Origin of the sequence: Niallia taxi, from assembly GCF_032818155.1 — a bacterium.
Classification (GTDB): domain Bacteria; phylum Bacillota; class Bacilli; order Bacillales; family Cytobacillaceae; genus Niallia; species Niallia taxi_A.
Window position 1 is genome coordinate 827,370 of the sequence record NZ_CP102589.1, and the last position, 17,837, is coordinate 845,206.

Genomic DNA, 17,837 nt, shown 5'->3' on the forward strand with positions numbered 1-17,837 from the left:
ATATTAAGCTAGTACATTTTATGCTATTACTGCGTTGCTAGCGAAATTTAATTTACTTACATAAACGAAGGAGGAGAAATATGTGATTGAACAAAGTAAAGAAATGAATAAAAACGGGAGCTTATATGCTACTAACGTTTCAAAAGAATCGCTTAGTTTTTTATTTATAAAAAGATTGATTGATATTATAGGATCTCTATGCGGATTAATTATAACACTACCTCTTTTTATAGTGATATCTGTATTAAGTCTTAACGGAGAATCAAAGGGGCCTATTTTCTTCAAACAGCAAAGATATGGTAAAAACGGAAAATTATTTAATATATATAAATTTAGATCAATGGTAGTTAATGCAGATGAAAAATTGAAAAATAATAAAGAACTTTATGATCTTTATATAAATAATAGTTATAAATTGGAACCAGAAGTTGATCCTAGAATAACTAAAATGGGTCTGTTTTTAAGGAGAACGAGTCTAGATGAATTGCCACAATTAATAAATGTATTAAAAGGAGAAATGAGTCTCGTTGGGCCAAGACCAATAGTTAAGGAAGAATTAGTTGAATATAAAAACCGTGAAAAAGATTTTTTAAGGGTTAAGCCAGGAGTAACTGGATATTGGCAAGTAAGTGGAAGAAGTGACGTTGGTTACCCAGAACGTGCTGATCTAGAGCTTTATTATGTATATAATAAATCCATCGGTTTGGATATTAAGATTATAGTGCAAACAATAATAGTAGTGTTATTAAAAAAAGGTGCATACTGAGTATGTATGTACTCTTTAGGTAGCAACTATCAGGAGAGAATGTTTTGAATCGTCTTTTAAATTATTTGACTATGATATGGGTAATTATATATACATTTGAAGCTTTTTTTAGATATGTTTTGAATTTAATGCATTTATCACCACTAATATACTTCAAAACAGTGGTATTATTCATGGTGATAATAATAGGAATTATCAAAGTGTTCCAAACTTTAATAATCAGTAGGAATTTGTTATTGATCATTTGTATGATTTTAATTGGGATGGTTTTCGGTATTATTAACGATTTACAATTAGCACAAATATTCTTCGGGCTAAATATAATTTCACCATTATTAGCAGGTTTTATCTATATTTACTTTGGTGAATTTAAATCAAAAACTTTCGTTACTCTATATAGAATACTAACACCATTCATTGTAGGTGGTTTAGTACTTGATTTATTTTTGGATTTACCATGGAACGGACTTGTGTATTCTATTGGAGAGTATGAAGTTGTTGGAAACAGAGATTGGACTTCATACAGTGTAGAGAGACTTTCAGGATTTCAAAGAGCTTCTTTTGAATCGGCAACATTAATTTACTTATTGATAGTTTTATATTTAGCTCATAATGAGGTTAATAATTATAAAAACAAGTTGCTACTAAAAGTTTATGATACAGTTTTATTCTTTATAAGCGTATATGGCATATATTTGACTACCTCAAAAACTGTTTATTTAGCAATTATTTTGTTACCTGTTTTCCTCCTTCCGCTAAAAATTTATAAAATAGTAAATAACAGAATTGGTGAAAAGTTAATTTCAGTTTTTATAAAATTAAGCTTGATATTTTTACTAGGATTTGGGCTTGTTCCGCCCCTGTTATCGTTTACCAATTTAGATTTTACTAGTAAACTCATTCTTTCAGATTCCTTCTTGAGTCAATACCTATTTTCCTCTTATTTTACTAGACTAGATTATGTATGGCCAGAGGCCTTAAATATAATGAATAATTCTAATTTTACATTGTTTGGTAGAGGATTGGGCGGATTAGGGGCATCTCAAAAACAGTTTGAACAAGAGATTGCAAACCCAGTAGATAACTTTTATTTATTTTTAATAGTAAACTTTGGTGTAATGGGTATTTATGTTATCTATAAACTTATTAAAGGTATTATATGTTTGAATTTAAAGGAACAATATAATATTTATTTATACGTTTTATTAATAGTTTTATTCTCCTTTGGCGGAACATTAACAGTATTAGAATCAGGAATGTTAACTTTAGTAATTGGAATTTTACTAAGCTTATACTTAAAAGAAAAACAAAAAAGTAAAATGACCTGTAAGAGAGAGGTGGGGGATATATGAAAAATATGTTGCAATTAATTGATCGATCTAATAGTAATGGAGGAGCCCAAAAACATACGCTACTAATTACTAAGGAGTTTGCAAAAAAGGGTTATAATGTTTGGCTAGCGTGTCCTCCTGGGGATTATGTTGAGGAATTTAGGAAGTTGGAAAAGTATGGAGTGGAAATTATTGTTGTAGATATGAACAAATCCTTTTTTAAGTCATTATTGGAGTTAAGGGCAATTGTACTGAAAAATGAAATATCAATTATACATTCGCATTTGCTTAAATCAGACTTTTTAAGTGCCTTGATAAAAATCAGTATAGGGAAGAAGCTTAAAGTAATTACAACTATTCACAATATATTATCTGAAGATGTCCAAGGGTTAAAGAAAATAATCTATACGCAATTTGCTAAGTTCTCTTTTAAATATATTGATAAAGCATTTTCAGTTTCTAAAGATGTTAGAGATACAACGATAAAATACTTTTCTTTAAAAGAGGAAAAAGTAATGACAGTGTTAAATGGCATTGATACTGAACAATACGAAAATATTGATGTTTCAAGTTCAAGTAAACGAAAAGAATTAGGAATCTCCCAGTCAGACTTTGTTATAACATGTGCAGGTGCCTTAATAGAAAGAAAAGGACAACAAGTTTTAATTGAAGCGTTAAAGATGACTAAATATAAGGTGAAATTATTATTGTTAGGATCAGGGGAAAATGAAGATTTTTTAAGTCAGAAAATTGATAACTATGGATTAAAGGATCAGGTAGTCTTATTAGGACACAGGTCGGATGTACTAGAAATTATTAATGAATCTGATATTTATGTACAGCCATCATTATGGGATCCATTACCTAGGGCAATGTTGGAAGCGATGGGATTAGGAATAGCAAGTATCGGAAGTAACGTAAACGGAATTCCTGAAGTAATAACTCACTTAGAAACTGGTTTATTAGTAAATCCTAATGATCCTATAGATTTAAAAAATAAGATAGAAATCCTTATAGAAGATAATACATTAAGAAAAGATATATCTAAAAAGGGTAAAGAGTTTATCTTGAAAAATTGTACAACTAGTCGCATGTGTAAAGAAATAGAACTGAGCATATCTCTATAAATTTTATTGTTAAATTTTATATACACTTGGTTAATATAAAAGAAAAATATTAGATCAAATATGAAAAAAAGTTATGAATGTGAATGAAGAGGATATTATTATGCTAATAAAACATACTGGAATATATTTTTTATCACACGGAGTCCCAGGTATTGTAGGCTTATTAAGCTTAATGATATACACAAGAATGTTATCTCCTGAACAATATGGAGTTTATGCATTAATAATTGTTATAACAGGATTATCTAATTCTATTATTTTTGAATGGTTAAGGCTAAGTTTATTAAGATTTCTACCAGCTAACTCGGATGATTCAAATAATAGAAAAATTTTAAGCACATCGTTTATCAGTTTTTTAGTCTTAATGATAATAGCGTTATTAGCAAGTTCAATTGTTTTCTTTATTATGGATATAGAAGGAAATCAGTTGATATTAATTACTTTAACCATAATATTAACTTGGTCTCAATCTTGGTTTGCATTAAATATTACATTACTAAGAGCAAGGCAATCGCCCGTATATTATGGAGTTTTATCATTTGCTAAGTCTACGCTATCATTGTTATTTAGTATATTTTTTATGAATATTGGTTTAAGTGTATATGGTCTACTTTTAGGGATAATTTCAGGTACATTAATCTCTTTAATATTACCTACTATACGTTTTTGGTTCACCAATATTAGCTTGCATAATTACGATGTTAAAACGTTAAAAGATTTTACAAGTTATGGTTTACCTTTGACTTTAACTTTTGCAATGAACTTAATAATTAATAGCTCAGATAGGGTCTTTATTAAGGCATATTTAGGTTCATATGAAACTGGTGTTTATTCAGTAGCATATGATTTAATACAGAATACATTTTTGAATTTAATGGTAATAATTAATTTGGCAGCTTTTCCTATTGTATTAAAAGGCTTAAGGGAAAGAGGGACTGAATATGCGACAAAACAACTTAAGAAGAATTTCTCTATTTTATTACTAATTTCTTTGCCATCATTAATTGGTATGATTATTTTAAATGATAATATTGTTAATTTGTTTATTGGACCTGAATATCAACAATTATCAAAAAAGTTGATGCCGATTTTACTTATTTCTATCTTCCTACATGGATTTAAGCTTTATTACGTGGATTTAACCTATCAATTAGGTAGCAAAACTAATTTGCAGGTAATCCCCATTATTGTTGCTGCAGCATTAAACATCTTCCTTAATTATGTCTTTATTCCAAAATACGGAATTGAAGGAGCTGCTTATTCTACACTAATTTCCTATGGAGTGTCAATTATAATAAGTTGGTATATTGGAAATAAAATATTCAAATTAAGTTTTCCGTGTTTCGTTTTCATAAAAATAGCTTTTGCTAGCGGGTTAATGGGAATTTTATTGTTTTATTTAAGAGACTATAAAGGAGTCATTGCATTAATCTTACAAATACTAGTTGGTATTATTGTATATGCCTTTGCCCTTTTGCTTCTGTTCTTAAAGGAAATAAAAAGCAGTAAAGGTACATTTAATAGAGCAAAAGGTATTTAATGATCTATGAATAATTAAATAGAAGAAAAAAGGGGTACGACTTTTTGTCAGTGCAATTCAGGGATAGGTATATCGTCTACATTTATAGGTACGGCAATTGGGTTTATTATAAAGTTAACATTCCTATTATAAGACATTTATTAGGAGCCCTATATAAATTATTAGATACAGTTTTTGTTAGAATCTTAGCGCGGGCACAGATTCCAGCAAAGTGCAAAATAGGAGAGAATCTCTATTTACCACATAACTCAAATGGAGTTATTATCCATGCTGATGTCAAAATTGGAAAAAACGTTACTATAAGTCATCAGGTAACAATTGGGAAATCAAAGCCTAATTCTGGAGCACCACATATTGGCGATGGTGTTTATATTGGAGTAGGTGCAAAAATATTAGGTGATATAGTAGTTGGAGATAATTCTTTAATTGGTGCTAATGCCGTTGTAGTAAAAGATGTACCACCTAATTCAACAGTAGTAGGAATACCAGCTAAAGTAATAAAGGTAAATGGGAAATAGATAAGTAAGGGGGAAATGAAACTGAATTTGATTTGGGAAGATTTGATTGCAATAAAAAGAAAAAATAACTTTTTTTCATTCTTTAAAGCTTTTATGTTAGTTCCTGGATTCAGGGTAATATTTATTTATCGTATTTCTAACTATTTATATAAAAAAAAATTGAGGATATTAAGTCAAATTCTATTTAACATAAACCATCTTTTGCATGGTTGTGAAATAAAGGCAAGTGCTAAGATTGGAAAAGGCATACAAATTCCACATGCTGTTGGTATCGTAATCGGAGAAGGTGTGATTATAGGGGAATATTGCATGATATACCAAAATGTCACATTAGGTACAAATAGCTATACTGCAGCCAACTACCCAGAAATCGGAAATAATGTTTGTTTATATACTGGAGTAACTGTAATAGGGAATGTGAAAATTGGTGAGAAGTCAAGGATAGGTGCAAATTCACTTGTAATAAATGATATACCAAATGCATCAATAGCAGTAGGTTCACCTGCAAAAGTTATAAAGGAAATCCAAGAATAAAATTAATTTGATTTAAGAATATATATTTGAAATTACCTAGTTTAGGAGTGCTTAATTTATGAAAATCGCATTAGTGCACGAATGGTATGACACTTATGCAGGGTCAGAGAAAGTAATAGAAGAGATATTGAATATATTTCCAGAAGCGGATTTATTTAGTTTAGTCGATTTTCTTGGTGATAATAGAGGCTTTATAAAGAACAAATCCGTTAATACCTCCTTTATTCAAAAACTACCTTTTGCTAAAAAAAGATTTAGAAATTATTTAGCATTAATGCCGTTAGCTATAGAACAATTTGATTTGTCTAGTTATGATGTAATTATTTCTAGTTCTCATGCCGTTGCTAAAGGTGTTATAACTGGTCCGGACCAATTACACTTTTCATATGTCCATTCACCCATTCGTTATGCTTGGGATTTACAACATCAATATCTTAAAGAATCAGAATTAGACAAAGGATTTAAAAGTGTAATCGTAAGATATATGTTGCATAAGATAAGGAATTGGGATTATAGAACATCAAATGGAGTGAATCATTTTATTTCAAATTCTAATTTTATTGGAAATCGTATTTGGAAGGTATATCGTAGAGAATCTAAAACTATTTATCCTCCAGTAGATGTTTCAAGTTTTGATTATCGTTCTGAAAAAGAAGATTTCTATTTAACTGCTTCTAGAATGGTTCCATATAAGAAAATTGATATTATTGTAGAAGCTTTTAGAAAGATGCCAGACAAAAAATTAGTTGTAATTGGTACGGGTTCCGAATTTGAAAAAATCAAATCCAAAGCAAGTGACAATGTTAAAATAATGGGTTATCAACCATTCGAAGTGCTAAGAGATCATATGCAAAGGGCTAAAGCTTTTGTATTCGCAGCGGAAGAAGACTTTGGTATTACCCCAGTTGAGGCTCAGGCATGTGGAACACCAGTAATAGCTTTTGGAAAAGGTGGTTCAAAAGAAACAGTAAGAGGTTATGGAAATTCAGAGAATCCGACTGGTTTATTTTTTTATCAACAGACTGCAGAGTCAATAGAAATGGCAGTAAAAGACTTTGAAGATATAAACTCACAACTTTTACCATCCAATTGTCGGAAACATGCAGAAAGTTTTTCCGCTGAAAACTTTAGAAGTGAGTTTAGGTCTTTTATTTTTGAAAAATATAATGAAGTTAATGAAAAAGTAGTATTAAATCAGAAGTAACTTATAATTTTTTTTTGGAGGGATAGATATGTCAATCTTAGTAACTGGTGCTGCTGGCTTTATTGGTATGCATTTATCTAAAAAGTTATTAGAAATGGGTTACGATGTAATTGGTTTTGATAATATAAACGATTATTATGATATTCAAATAAAGAAGGACCGTTTAAAGTTATTATCTGATTTCAATAATTTTAAGTTTTATGAAGCTGAGCTATCAAATCAAAATGAAGTTAATGAATGTTTTCAAGAAGAAGACATTGATGTAGTAATAAATCTTGCTGCCCAAGCTGGTGTTAGGTATAGCTTGGAAAATCCACATGCGTATATTGAATCTAATATACAGGGTTTCGTTAATATTCTCGAAGCTTGTCGAAATTATAAGATAAAACATCTTATTTATGCTTCGTCAAGTTCTGTCTATGGTGCAAATGTGAAAATGCCTTTTTCTACTTCTGATAGAGTGGATCATCCTGTTAGTTTGTATGCTGCTACTAAAAAATCTAATGAACTTATGGCACATACATATAGTCATTTATATGGTATACCTACAACTGGTCTTCGCTTTTTTACAGTATATGGCCCCTATGGTAGACCGGATATGGCGTATTTTTCTTTCACTAAAAATATAATTGAAGGAAAAACGATTAATATATTCAATGAAGGTAATATGGAAAGAGACTTTACTTATATAGATGATATTGTTGAAGGTATTGTTAAATTAATAGATCAACCTCCAACTGTAAATAATGAATGGAATTATAAAGAGCCAAATCCAAGTTCTAGTTATGCTCCATACAAAGTTTATAATATAGGAAATAATAAACCTGTTAAGTTGATGGAGTTTATAACAACACTTGAAAAGCATATTGGCAAAGAGGCTAAAAAAGAATACTTATCAATGCAACCAGGTGATGTAAAAGCTACTTTTGCAGATATTGACGATATTAAAAAGGCTACTGGTTTTGAACCAATAACTTCAATTAATGAAGGTCTAGAGAAATTTGTGAACTGGTATAAGTCGTATTATCAAGTTAAGTAGTTATATACAGTAATGTTGTGGTTTAATATTGTATTTGTTCAAGCTCTTTAATGCCGCTTTCATACGTATAAAAGTAGAAAGTGGCATTAATTCTATTACCGAAAATATTAAATCTAATCCTCTAAAAATTGAATATAAATAACAGGGTGGTTTGTTTGAAAAAATTAAATGTTCTATTGATATCCGTACGGGCAGACCATGGTGGTGGGCCCGAACATATATTTAGATTGGTGAAAAATTCTGATTTTAAGAAAATTAATTATTATATTGCTTGTCCTCAAGATGAACCATATTATGAAAAATTCGTGTCATTATTAGGGGAAGAAAAAATTATTATTATTCCTCATAGAAAATTTAGTTATAAAAAGTTAATGCTATTAAGAAAGTATATTATGAAAAATAAAATAGATGTAATACATTCACATGGTAAAGGTGCTGGAATTTATAGTAGATTCCTTAAGTTTATTACTAAATCAAAAGTTGTGCATACTTATCATGGTATTCATTTATCCTATAATGGTTTGATAAATAAAATATATTCATTATATGAAAAAGTTTCTTCTTTAGTTACTTATAAAATTATTTGCGTTTCGTCTGGGGAATATGAGTTAGCTGTTAACAAAAAGTTAGTATTTACACCAAAAAAACTAACTGTTGTTAATAACGGAGTTGAATTAGTAGACGGTAATAGAGCATCTTATAATAGTTTTTTTAAAATAATATCAGTAACAAGATTTAATGAACAGAAGAACTCTGAACTAGCTATTGATATTATAGAGATTTTAATTAATAAATTCATGATATCAAATTTAGTACTAGATTTTATTGGAACTGGTGAATCTAAGAGTGAATTAGAAAGACTAGTAAAGTCAAAGGGCTTAGAAAATAAAATTAATTTTCTGGGAACAAAAGATAATATGCAAAAGATAATGAGTGAATATAATATTTTCTTATCAACTTCAAGGTGGGAAGGTCTACCTATTGCACTTATTGAAGCATTGTCAGTTGGACTACCAAGTATAGTTACAAATGTTGTCGGAAATAACGACATAATTATTAGTAGTGAAAATGGATTACTATTTGATTTAGAAGATGCGTATAAGGCGGCTGAGCAAATCAAATCACTAATGTATAATGAGAAAGAATGGGAGTATTTATCAAATAATGCGTTTGAAAGTTCAGAAAAGTATGATATACATGAAATGGTAAATAAAATTGAAAATATTTACATCGGATGTAAAAGAGGAGTGTAACTTCACTCTTTTTTAATAAAATTCAAAGGGATATAAGATATAAAATTTACTAACTAGAGAAATTTTAAAAATCTTATTCTTAGCTAATACTAATTTAATCATAGATTAGATTATCTCCCGTTTTTAAAGTAAACTACTGAATTTAATTTAATAAATAATTTAATTGGTTGGGATAATAATTGACAAAATCTAAAAAAAAAATTTTATGGATTATTACTTGTAGTTTTATTGTTATTACAATACTAATTTTGTATAAGTTAAAACAAGATTCAAGTACTATGGAAGCAAAATCAGCAATAGGAGGCCATGGAGTCAATATTCATTTTAGAGGAGATCCAATCGATATAGAATTAATAGAAAAAGCTGGCTTTAAATATGTTAGGACAGACCTAAATTGGTCTGCAGTAGAAAAAGATAAACAAGACTATGATTTTGAAGAAACTGGATACGATAAATTAACTCAGTCTTTACTAGAATCTAAAATTAAACCTTATTATATTTTAGATTACAGTAACAAATTATATGAAGAAAGACAGTCAATAGTCACAGAAAAGGGTAGGGAAGCTTTTGGAGATTTTGTGACCCAAGCAACACAAAGATATAGAAATAATGGAATAATATGGGAAATATGGAATGAGCCTAATGGAGGATTTTGGGATCCTAAACCTAACCATGAAGAATATGCTTTACTTGTTAAAAAAGTATCACAAATAATTAAAAAAAATGATCCATCAGGGATTGTAGTTGCTCCGGCATTGGCATATATAAATCAAGATGCCTTGGCATGGTTAAATGAGATTGCAAAACTTGGTGCCTTTGATTATATTGATGCCGTTTCTGTTCATCCATATCGAAGTACTAACCCAGAAACTGTTAGTGGTGATTATTTAAATTTAAGGAATTTAATTTCCAAGTATACTTCAAAGAATATCCCAATAATATCTGGTGAATGGGGCTATTCAACAGGAGTAGGGTGGTCGGGATTAAACTTAACGGATTCGCAACAAGCTGAATATGCAGTTAGAATGTTTTTAATTAATAAGTATATGAATATACCAATTAGCATATGGTATGATTGGAAAGATAGTGGAACAGATCCTGCAGATGGAAATCAAAATTTTGGTTTAAGAGAAAATAATTTGATTACTCCTAAGCTTTCTTATTTAGGTCTTAAAACAGTTAATAAGACTTTGAATGGGTATGAATTTGATAAAAGACTTTCTACTGATAGTGATAATGACTACGTATTAGTATTTAGGAACAAGCACGACGATAAAATATTTGTATGTTGGACTACAAGTACTGAAAAACATGAAATACAATTAACCGAAAATATAGCGGGTAATATAAATTCGATGTACGGTGAAAATATAGGATTTGTAAAGAAAAATAATTCGAAAATAAATGTAACAACAAGTCCTATATATATATTGCAAAAAAAAGAATAATTATAAATGTATTGTAATCAAGTTAAAAGTCTGATTACCATTAATGCATTTTAATTTAGATAAAACAGTAAATTACGAATTCTATATTTTATATTTGGGAGGGCATAAATGAAGTTAGTATTATTATCAGGTGGTTCTGGGAAAAGGCTTTGGCCTCTATCAAATGATGCCCGTTCTAAGCAGTTTTTAAAAGTTTTAGATGACGAAAATAATAATAGAGTTTCTATGGTACAAAGAGTTTATAATCAACTAGAAAAAGTTGGTTTAGGGGATTCAGCTATAATTGCTACTAGTGCATCTCAAGTAGATATGATTAAAAATCAAATTGGCAGCAATGTATCTATTGTGGTTGAACCTGAAAGAAGAGATACTTTTCCAGCAATAGCATTGTCTGCATCTTTTTTATACTCAGAAAGAAGTATAGACATGGATGAAGTCATTGTAGTCTTACCCGTTGATCCTTATGTTGATGATGCCTTTTTTCATAAAGTTGTTCAATTAGAAGATATACTAGATGAATCTGGTGCAGATTTAGCATTAATGGGGGTTACACCAACCTTTCCATCTTCTAAATATGGTTATATCGTTCCAAAAAAAGGGGCAGAAAGTGCCTATTTGGAAGTAAGTCATTTTAAGGAAAAACCAACTGAAAAGCAAGCTGAAGTTTTGATGAAAAATGGTGCACTTTGGAATTGTGGAGTATTTGCTTTTAAATTATCATTTATAATTGAGATGATTGAAAATTTGGGATTACCTACAAGTTATTTAGAACTCAAGAAAGAATATGAGAAGTTTAATAAGAACAGTTTCGATTACGAAGTTGTGGAAAAAGCAAAAGAAATAGTAGCTTTATCCTATGATGGTTACTGGAAGGATTTAGGGACATGGAATACGCTTACTGAGGAAATGTCCACAAGTATTATGGGGATGGGGACAATTAGTGAAGATAGTACAAATGTTCACTTAATAAATGAATTGGAAATTCCTGTGGCGGTTTTAGGTGGTAGAGATTTAATTGTTGCAGCTTCCCCAGATGGAATTTTGGTAAGTGATAAACAAGCTAGTCCAAAATTAAAAGAATTAATCACTGATTTTGATCAACGTCCAATGTACGAAGAACGAATTTGGGGTTGGTATAAAATTCTTGATTTTGTTAAATATGATAAAGAAAAAGAAGTAATTACTAAGAAAATATGTATTCACAATGGTAAAAGCTTAAGTTATCATTATCATGAGTATCGTACAGAAGTTTGGACCATTGTTAAAGGGTGTGGACAATTAATATTGAATGATGAGATTAAGCAGGTTAATACAGGAGATATAGTAGAGATATCCCCCTTTGTACGACATGCTATACGTGCAATTGAAGAATTAGAGATTATTGAAGTGCAAAGTGGTCCCAATATCCTTGAAGAAGATATTAAGGAACCCATTTCCAATTGGAATAAGATAAAAACAATATTGCAGATAACAGATTGATTTTTATAGGTATTATCTAGATATAAGTATACCTACCATGTAAGGAATCTTAAAAATATATTATTAAGATTGTAAAATTGATATAGTAAAGGAGTTAATAATGACTAATATCACAGTAGCAGGAACCGGTTATGTAGGACTAGTCACGGGTGTTTGCTTAGCTGAAGTGGGTCATTCAGTTACATGTGTGGATAATATTCAGGATAAGATTGACCTTTTGAAAAAAGGTATATCCCCTATTTATGAACCACAGTTGGATGAACTGATTGTTAAAAATACTCAAGCTAGTAAACTAGCGTTTACGACTGATTATGAAAGTGCCTATGCTCAATCAGATGTTATCTTAATTGGGGTAGGAACTCCAGAAAACGAGGATGGATCAGCAAACTTAAACTTTGTTTATACAGTTGCCCGCCAAATTGCGGAAAATATTCAAAGAGATTGTCTTGTTGTCATTAAGTCAACGGTTCCTATTGGGACAAATGATAAGGTGGAAGTCTTCATTAAGAACCACTTAAAACGTGATGTTAATGTAGAAGTTGCATCTAATCCAGAATTCCTTGCACAAGGGACAGCAGTTAAAGACACATTAAATGCATCTCGTATTGTTATTGGAGTTGAAAGTGATAGAGCGAAGGAAGTGCTGACTGGTATCTATGAGCCATTTAATCAACCAATTCTTACTATGAACCGTCGCAGTGCAGAGATGGTTAAGTATGCTTCAAATGACTTCTTGGCACTAAAGATCTCCTTTGTAAATGATATCGCTAACCTTTGTGAAGCTGTCGGTGCTAATATTGAAGATGTTACGAACGGAATGAGCTATGATGCTCGTATTGGTAATAAGTTCTTGAACCCTGGAATTGGTTATGGCGGATCTTGCTTCCCGAAAGATACGAAGGCTTTGCATTGGTTATCTGAGGAAGAAGGTTATGTCCTTCGTACGGTTAAAGCTGCAATTGAAGTAAATGAAAAGCAACGCTTTAAGTTGATTAAGAAAGCAAGACAAGATTTCCCTACTTTCCAAGGATTGAAGGTAGCTGTTCTAGGATTAACTTTCAAGCCGGGGACGGATGACTTAAGGGAAGCTCCATCTATACCAAACGTTCGTTTGTTATTGAATCAAGGTGCAAAAGTTCATGCATTTGATCCAGTTGGAGTGGAGAACTTTAAGAAAATTTATCCGACACAAGTTGTATACGAAGATAGTCCAGAAAAGGCTTTGGAAGATGCGGATCTATGCTTTGTGTTTACAGAGTGGGATGAAATAAAAAAAATTAATTTGAACTTGTTTAGAGAAAAAATGAAGACTCCATATATATATGATGGACGTAATTGTTATTCATTGGCTGCAGCAAAGGAAGCTGGTATCAACTATCAATCTATTGGTAGACCTGATGTAAATGAGTTTATAGTTAAAGAAGAAATAGTTTTATAAGATATAAGATAGAGTCCTCTCCTACACAAGGAAGGGCTCTTTTTTTCCGCTTTATCCTAAACTTTCTATCCAAAAAGGGCAAAAAAAGTCGTATCCTCCTTCACTTTGGTAAGTTAGGAGCCAATTTAAGAATTAGGGATCCTGCACGAAGGTTGAGGAGAAATAAGGATTTTTGTTATATTATCCAAATTTATAACATATTGGATTTATATGCGGTTTAATATAGTAAAAAATCCCACATGTATTTTTAGTAGATAAATGGTATGATAATCTTCTAATGGGTAATTTGGCATAGGGGAGTACTTAATGAGAGGTAAAAAAAGACCAGTAATTTGGATACTATTATTAATATTAGTTTGTGTAGGAGTAATTTATATGGGGGAATTACATAATACTACAATAACAGCCCAAAAAAAGGAGGAACTTTTCAAAAACAATAGAGAAACGAATATAACAATTGATCCAGATGCGGTTACAGCGGAGAAAGTTAAATGGATTGATAGCTTTATTGAAAATAAAGTTATTCAAGAACCAGAAAAAGAAATTAGTGAAGCAGAATTTTTAGTTTTATTATTTAAAATATATAATGTTTCACCATTGGTCACAGATAACTCTGATAACTGGGCTGCAGGATATTATGAGAAAGCGGAAGAAGAATATGGCTATAAATTTTGGGAGGAAAATAGAATAAATGATAAAATCACTAAGATCCATGCTTTTGAGATGATGAGTTCTATATTAGGTGAAGAGCTTTTAGGTGAAAAGGCAACTGATTTTTTTATGAATACTGGATTTAGTAATCTACTCATTTTTAAAACGAATAGCCAATTTATTTCTCGTAAAGAAGGAATAAATATTGTTGATTCTGTTTCAAAAAGTGGTTTTTATACATTTCAAAAGTTGAATAGTAAAAAGAAAGAAACATTTGTGTTTCTAGGTGACTCTATATCTTTAGGGTGGAACATTAATAAACAATTGGCCCCAAGTAAATATGGTTTTCCTAATTTAGTTGGAAATGAACTTTCTTATTATCACATTTACAATTTATCAATGCGTGGTCAAACAACTACAGAACTTTTAAATAACTTAGAGAATCCTTTGTATCAGTTTAAATTAAAGAGCTCAAAAGCTATCTGTATAGATATAGGTAGTGTAGATTTATTAGAAGCTTCACAACCATACTTGGAGAAAATACGTGATGGAAATGGTGCTTTACCATCTATAAAACAAGCGTCTATGATTAAAAGTGCAACAGATGATGTAATAACTAATACACAAAAAATAATCAGTAAGTTAAGAGCGATATCTGATTCTCCTATTTATTTGTATAGTTTATATAATCCTATACCTATAGGTACTACAGGTGAAACTTTTGGAGACTCCATTCTGATGACTATAAATAAACAATTCAAGAAAATAGCAAAAAGTGAACCTTCTGTAATATACATTGATAGTTTTAACTCATTTAAAGGGAATGAAAAGAAGTTCGTAATAACTGACGAAATTCATCCAACTTATGAGGGACAAAAGGTGCTTGCATCCTTACTGATAAATGAAATGTCGAATTAGTATTAGATATAACTTGCTAGTAAATATGTTATTAAATCGATTGTATATACATTGATTTCATTTTATTAGCTATCTAAAATGAAAAAATCTCTTCAAATATTTCTAGAAGGGGTTTTTTTGGTATTTCATCGTTACCCCAACCCTTCCCTCCAATAAGGACACAAAATCCCCACCAAAATTGTAATTGTGTATACGCTTACACGTTGGTAAGATAAGAGCATAGAAACGAGGTGATGGAAATTCATGAATAAGCGTCAATGTGAAATCATTGATATTTTGCTTGGGGAAAGGAAGTTTGTGACGGCTTCTGAATTGGCAGTGAGGCTGTCTGTGTCGAGGAAAACGATTTATCGTGATATGCAGGATATTGCGGATAATTGCTCTGATTACAGGCTGACGAAGAAGGAGAATAATGGCTATTTGCTTGAGGAAGTGGATAGTGTTTCTCTTAGTGATCAGTTTGAGCATCCTGATGAGAGGCGGCTGGATTTGCTGTTGTTTCTTCTTTCCATCGCTCCTTGTAAGACCTCGATTCAGAAAATATCGGAGCGGTATTTTGTCAGCCAAAGCTCAATTTTGAATGACTTTAAGCATATTGAGAGGAAGCTGGCTCCTTATAATATCAAGCTGTCGCGGACAAATGAAGGAACCTTTATTAATGGTGATCAGTTCTCTCTTTACCGGCTGATGGCTGTTATTATTGAAAGCTATTTAACGCAAATAGGTGATCTCTTTTGTCAGTATGATATTCCTGATTCCATTAAGGACATCCAAGTGAGGAACAGTAAACTTGGTGAAATTAAGCGAATTCTCCATGAGTTTCAAGAGGAACAGGACTTGCTGTTGGATCAGCCCTATTATTTAACCTTATTTTGTTCGCTATTAGCTATTGTTGAAAAGCAGACACACCAGCTTCAGCCGTTTCCGAATGAAGAAATGATTTATGAACTAATAGACACTAATTCTGCCATTTATCCGATGACTATTGCGTTAGCCAGAAAGCTAGAACGGCAGTATTCCTTCCAATTGAAGCAAAATGAAATGCTGAATCTCTACTATATTTTAAAAGCGTATAAGCTCAACTCCCGCTTCCTGCTTAATCAGCAAACAGAGGTTGTCTTGAACAGCCAGGTTATTACCTTGGCAGACCAGTTGATTTTAAGGGTTGCGAAAAACAGCGGCTACCGGTTCACAGAGGACAGGGACTTGCGGGAAAGATTGACGATGCATCTTCACTCCATGGTTTACCGACTTAATCATCAAATTTATATTATTAATCCAATTTTGAAGTCCATTAAATCAAACTTCTCGAATATCTTTCAGCTTGTTAAATTTTCGGCTAATGAGCTTTTGGAAGAAAGCATCTATGATAAGCATTTAACAGATGAAGAGATAGGCTATATTACTCTCTATTTTCAAATTTCCTATGATGACCGCTTTGCAAACCAGATTCCGATTCTCATTGAATGCACGAGTGGAGTTGGCACATCTCATTTACTTAGTGAAAAAATCAGGAAAAACTTTCCGAATATTCACATTAATAAAATCATCGCTCAAGAGCGCATTAAGCAGTCTGATTATGATGATGTTGAGCTTGTCATCTCAACAGTGAAGCAGCATAGCATCAGCGACAAGCCGACCATTCTTGTCAGTCCAATATTAAATGAAGATGATAAGTACAAGATTGACCAGTTTATTAAGGATTACTATAAAAATCAGGTGATTATCTATAACAGATGATTACAGTACTCAAGTAATAGGAGGATTAAGATGGATGTACAAATGGATGATCTAGATTTTACGAAAGTTGTGACAGAGGATTTAATCAGTCTCGACTTGAAGTCGACGACAAAGATGGGCGTCATTGCAGAATTAACCAATCTATTATTTGTAAACGGTTGCGTAACAGATGAAGCAGCTTTTATAGAGGATGTTCTTTACAGGGAAAGTGCTGGACCGACGGGCTTAGAAAAGGGCATTGCCATTCCTCATGGCAAATCGGATTCTGTCCAGAAAACATCGATTGCGATTGGCAGGACAAATAAGGAGATAGAGTGGGAGTCTCTTGATGGAGGACCAATTAATATTATTATTTTGTTTGCTGTCAAGAATAGCGACAAGACAACAACACATATTAAGCTGCTTCAAAAGGTTGCTGTGCTCCTTGCTGATGAGGAGAAGATTGAAAAGTTTCAAACGCTGCAGACGAAAAGGGAGTTCATTGAAATCTTTGCTGAAAACAATTGAAGGAGGAAAAGGTTATGAATATTGTTGGAATTTCTGCTTGTACATCTGGAATCGCTCATACGTATATTGCGAGGGAAAAGCTGATTAAGGCAGGGCAGGAGTTTGGCCATAAGGTCCGGATTGAGACACAAGGTACAATCGGAATCGAAAATGAGCTTACTGCAACAGAGATACAGGAGGCCGATCTTGTTATCATTGCCGCAGACATTAAGGTAAGTGGAAAGGAGCGGTTTAAAGGCAAACGAATTATCGAGGTGCCGACCCATATTGCCATAAAAGCACCAAAGCAGTTATACAAAAAGATTGAAGCTGAATTAAACAAAAACCAGTGAAGGGGTCTTTTC

General features: G+C 31.5%; 16 protein-coding genes. All 16 read left to right on the top strand.

Annotation, left to right across the window (positions count from 1 at the left end; genetic code table 11):
• The first annotated feature begins 85 nt into the window (after window positions 1-85).
• The 16 genes from NQZ71_RS04145 (at window position 86) to NQZ71_RS04220 (ending at window position 17,825) form a co-directional block, all read left to right on the top strand.
• Window positions 86-766: a sugar transferase gene (locus NQZ71_RS04145; RefSeq protein ID WP_394374122.1), complete on the top strand. Its 681-nt coding sequence runs from the start codon at window positions 86-88 to the stop codon at window positions 764-766.
• Between the two features lie 44 nt (window positions 767-810).
• Window positions 811-2,118: a hypothetical protein gene (locus NQZ71_RS04150; protein WP_144454069.1), complete on the top strand. Its 1,308-nt coding sequence runs from the start codon at window positions 811-813 to the stop codon at window positions 2,116-2,118.
• Window positions 2,115-3,224, top strand: a complete 1,110-nt coding sequence (locus tag NQZ71_RS04155; RefSeq protein WP_144454067.1) for a glycosyltransferase family 4 protein — start codon at window positions 2,115-2,117, stop codon at window positions 3,222-3,224. The genes NQZ71_RS04150 and NQZ71_RS04155 overlap by 4 nt, the downstream gene beginning before the upstream one ends.
• A 100-nt stretch (window positions 3,225-3,324) precedes the next feature.
• On the top strand, window positions 3,325-4,764 hold the full coding sequence (locus tag NQZ71_RS04160) for a lipopolysaccharide biosynthesis protein (RefSeq protein ID WP_317011377.1): 1,440 nt from the start codon (window positions 3,325-3,327) through the stop codon (window positions 4,762-4,764).
• Window positions 4,765-4,814: 50 nt separating this feature from the next.
• Window positions 4,815-5,282: a serine O-acetyltransferase gene (locus tag NQZ71_RS04165; RefSeq protein ID WP_317011724.1), complete on the top strand. Its 468-nt coding sequence runs from the start codon at window positions 4,815-4,817 to the stop codon at window positions 5,280-5,282.
• 15 nt (window positions 5,283-5,297) lie between these two features.
• Complete coding sequence (gene epsC, locus NQZ71_RS04170) at window positions 5,298-5,816, top strand: serine O-acetyltransferase EpsC (RefSeq protein ID WP_144454061.1); 519 nt, start codon at window positions 5,298-5,300, stop codon at window positions 5,814-5,816.
• Between the two features lie 58 nt (window positions 5,817-5,874).
• A complete protein-coding gene (locus tag NQZ71_RS04175) occupies window positions 5,875-7,020 on the top strand; it encodes a glycosyltransferase family 4 protein (protein ID WP_144454060.1) in 1,146 nt (381 codons plus the stop codon).
• Window positions 7,021-7,048: 28 nt separating this feature from the next.
• A complete protein-coding gene (locus tag NQZ71_RS04180; RefSeq protein ID WP_317011378.1) occupies window positions 7,049-8,059 on the top strand; it encodes an NAD-dependent epimerase in 1,011 nt (336 codons plus the stop codon).
• Window positions 8,060-8,214: 155 nt separating this feature from the next.
• Window positions 8,215-9,312, top strand: coding sequence for a glycosyltransferase (locus tag NQZ71_RS04185; RefSeq protein ID WP_186303961.1), 1,098 nt, complete (start codon window positions 8,215-8,217; stop codon window positions 9,310-9,312).
• A 179-nt stretch (window positions 9,313-9,491) separates the two neighbouring features.
• Entirely contained in the window at window positions 9,492-10,760 is a 1,269-nt protein-coding gene (locus NQZ71_RS04190; protein WP_144454054.1) for a cellulase family glycosylhydrolase, read from the top strand.
• 108 nt (window positions 10,761-10,868) lie between these two features.
• Window positions 10,869-12,239 (top strand): sugar phosphate nucleotidyltransferase, encoded by a 1,371-nt coding sequence (locus NQZ71_RS04195; RefSeq protein WP_144454052.1) that lies wholly within the window; start codon window positions 10,869-10,871, stop codon window positions 12,237-12,239.
• A 100-nt stretch (window positions 12,240-12,339) separates the two neighbouring features.
• Entirely contained in the window at window positions 12,340-13,677 is a 1,338-nt protein-coding gene (locus NQZ71_RS04200) for a UDP-glucose dehydrogenase family protein (RefSeq protein WP_144454050.1), read from the top strand.
• 306 nt (window positions 13,678-13,983) lie between these two features.
• Entirely contained in the window at window positions 13,984-15,246 is a 1,263-nt protein-coding gene (locus NQZ71_RS04205) for an SGNH/GDSL hydrolase family protein (protein ID WP_144454048.1), read from the top strand.
• A 243-nt stretch (window positions 15,247-15,489) separates the two neighbouring features.
• Window positions 15,490-16,986 carry a BglG family transcription antiterminator gene (locus tag NQZ71_RS04210; RefSeq protein ID WP_144454046.1) on the top strand — a complete coding sequence of 499 codons (1,497 nt, stop codon included), beginning with the start codon at window positions 15,490-15,492 and terminating at the stop codon, window positions 16,984-16,986.
• A 30-nt stretch (window positions 16,987-17,016) separates the two neighbouring features.
• Window positions 17,017-17,493 (top strand): PTS sugar transporter subunit IIA, encoded by a 477-nt coding sequence (locus NQZ71_RS04215; RefSeq protein WP_144454044.1) that lies wholly within the window; start codon window positions 17,017-17,019, stop codon window positions 17,491-17,493.
• Between the two features lie 14 nt (window positions 17,494-17,507).
• Window positions 17,508-17,825 (top strand): PTS fructose transporter subunit IIB, encoded by a 318-nt coding sequence (locus tag NQZ71_RS04220; RefSeq protein ID WP_127738309.1) that lies wholly within the window; start codon window positions 17,508-17,510, stop codon window positions 17,823-17,825.
• The last annotated feature ends 12 nt before the right edge of the window (window positions 17,826-17,837 follow it).

Coding starts and splice junctions, on each gene's coding strand:
- NQZ71_RS04155 (WP_144454067.1), top strand. CDS start 2,115: ATGAAAAATATGTTGCAATTAATTGATCGATCTAATAGTAATGGAGGA.
- NQZ71_RS04210 (WP_144454046.1), top strand. CDS start 15,490: ATGAATAAGCGTCAATGTGAAATCATTGATATTTTGCTTGGGGAAAGG.
- NQZ71_RS04200 (WP_144454050.1), top strand. CDS start 12,340: ATGACTAATATCACAGTAGCAGGAACCGGTTATGTAGGACTAGTCACG.
- NQZ71_RS04180 (WP_317011378.1), top strand. CDS start 7,049: ATGTCAATCTTAGTAACTGGTGCTGCTGGCTTTATTGGTATGCATTTA.
- NQZ71_RS04205 (WP_144454048.1), top strand. CDS start 13,984: ATGAGAGGTAAAAAAAGACCAGTAATTTGGATACTATTATTAATATTA.
- NQZ71_RS04215 (WP_144454044.1), top strand. CDS start 17,017: ATGGATGTACAAATGGATGATCTAGATTTTACGAAAGTTGTGACAGAG.
- NQZ71_RS04220 (WP_127738309.1), top strand. CDS start 17,508: ATGAATATTGTTGGAATTTCTGCTTGTACATCTGGAATCGCTCATACG.
- epsC (WP_144454061.1), top strand. CDS start 5,298: ATGAAACTGAATTTGATTTGGGAAGATTTGATTGCAATAAAAAGAAAA.
- NQZ71_RS04175 (WP_144454060.1), top strand. CDS start 5,875: ATGAAAATCGCATTAGTGCACGAATGGTATGACACTTATGCAGGGTCA.
- NQZ71_RS04195 (WP_144454052.1), top strand. CDS start 10,869: ATGAAGTTAGTATTATTATCAGGTGGTTCTGGGAAAAGGCTTTGGCCT.
- NQZ71_RS04160 (WP_317011377.1), top strand. CDS start 3,325: ATGCTAATAAAACATACTGGAATATATTTTTTATCACACGGAGTCCCA.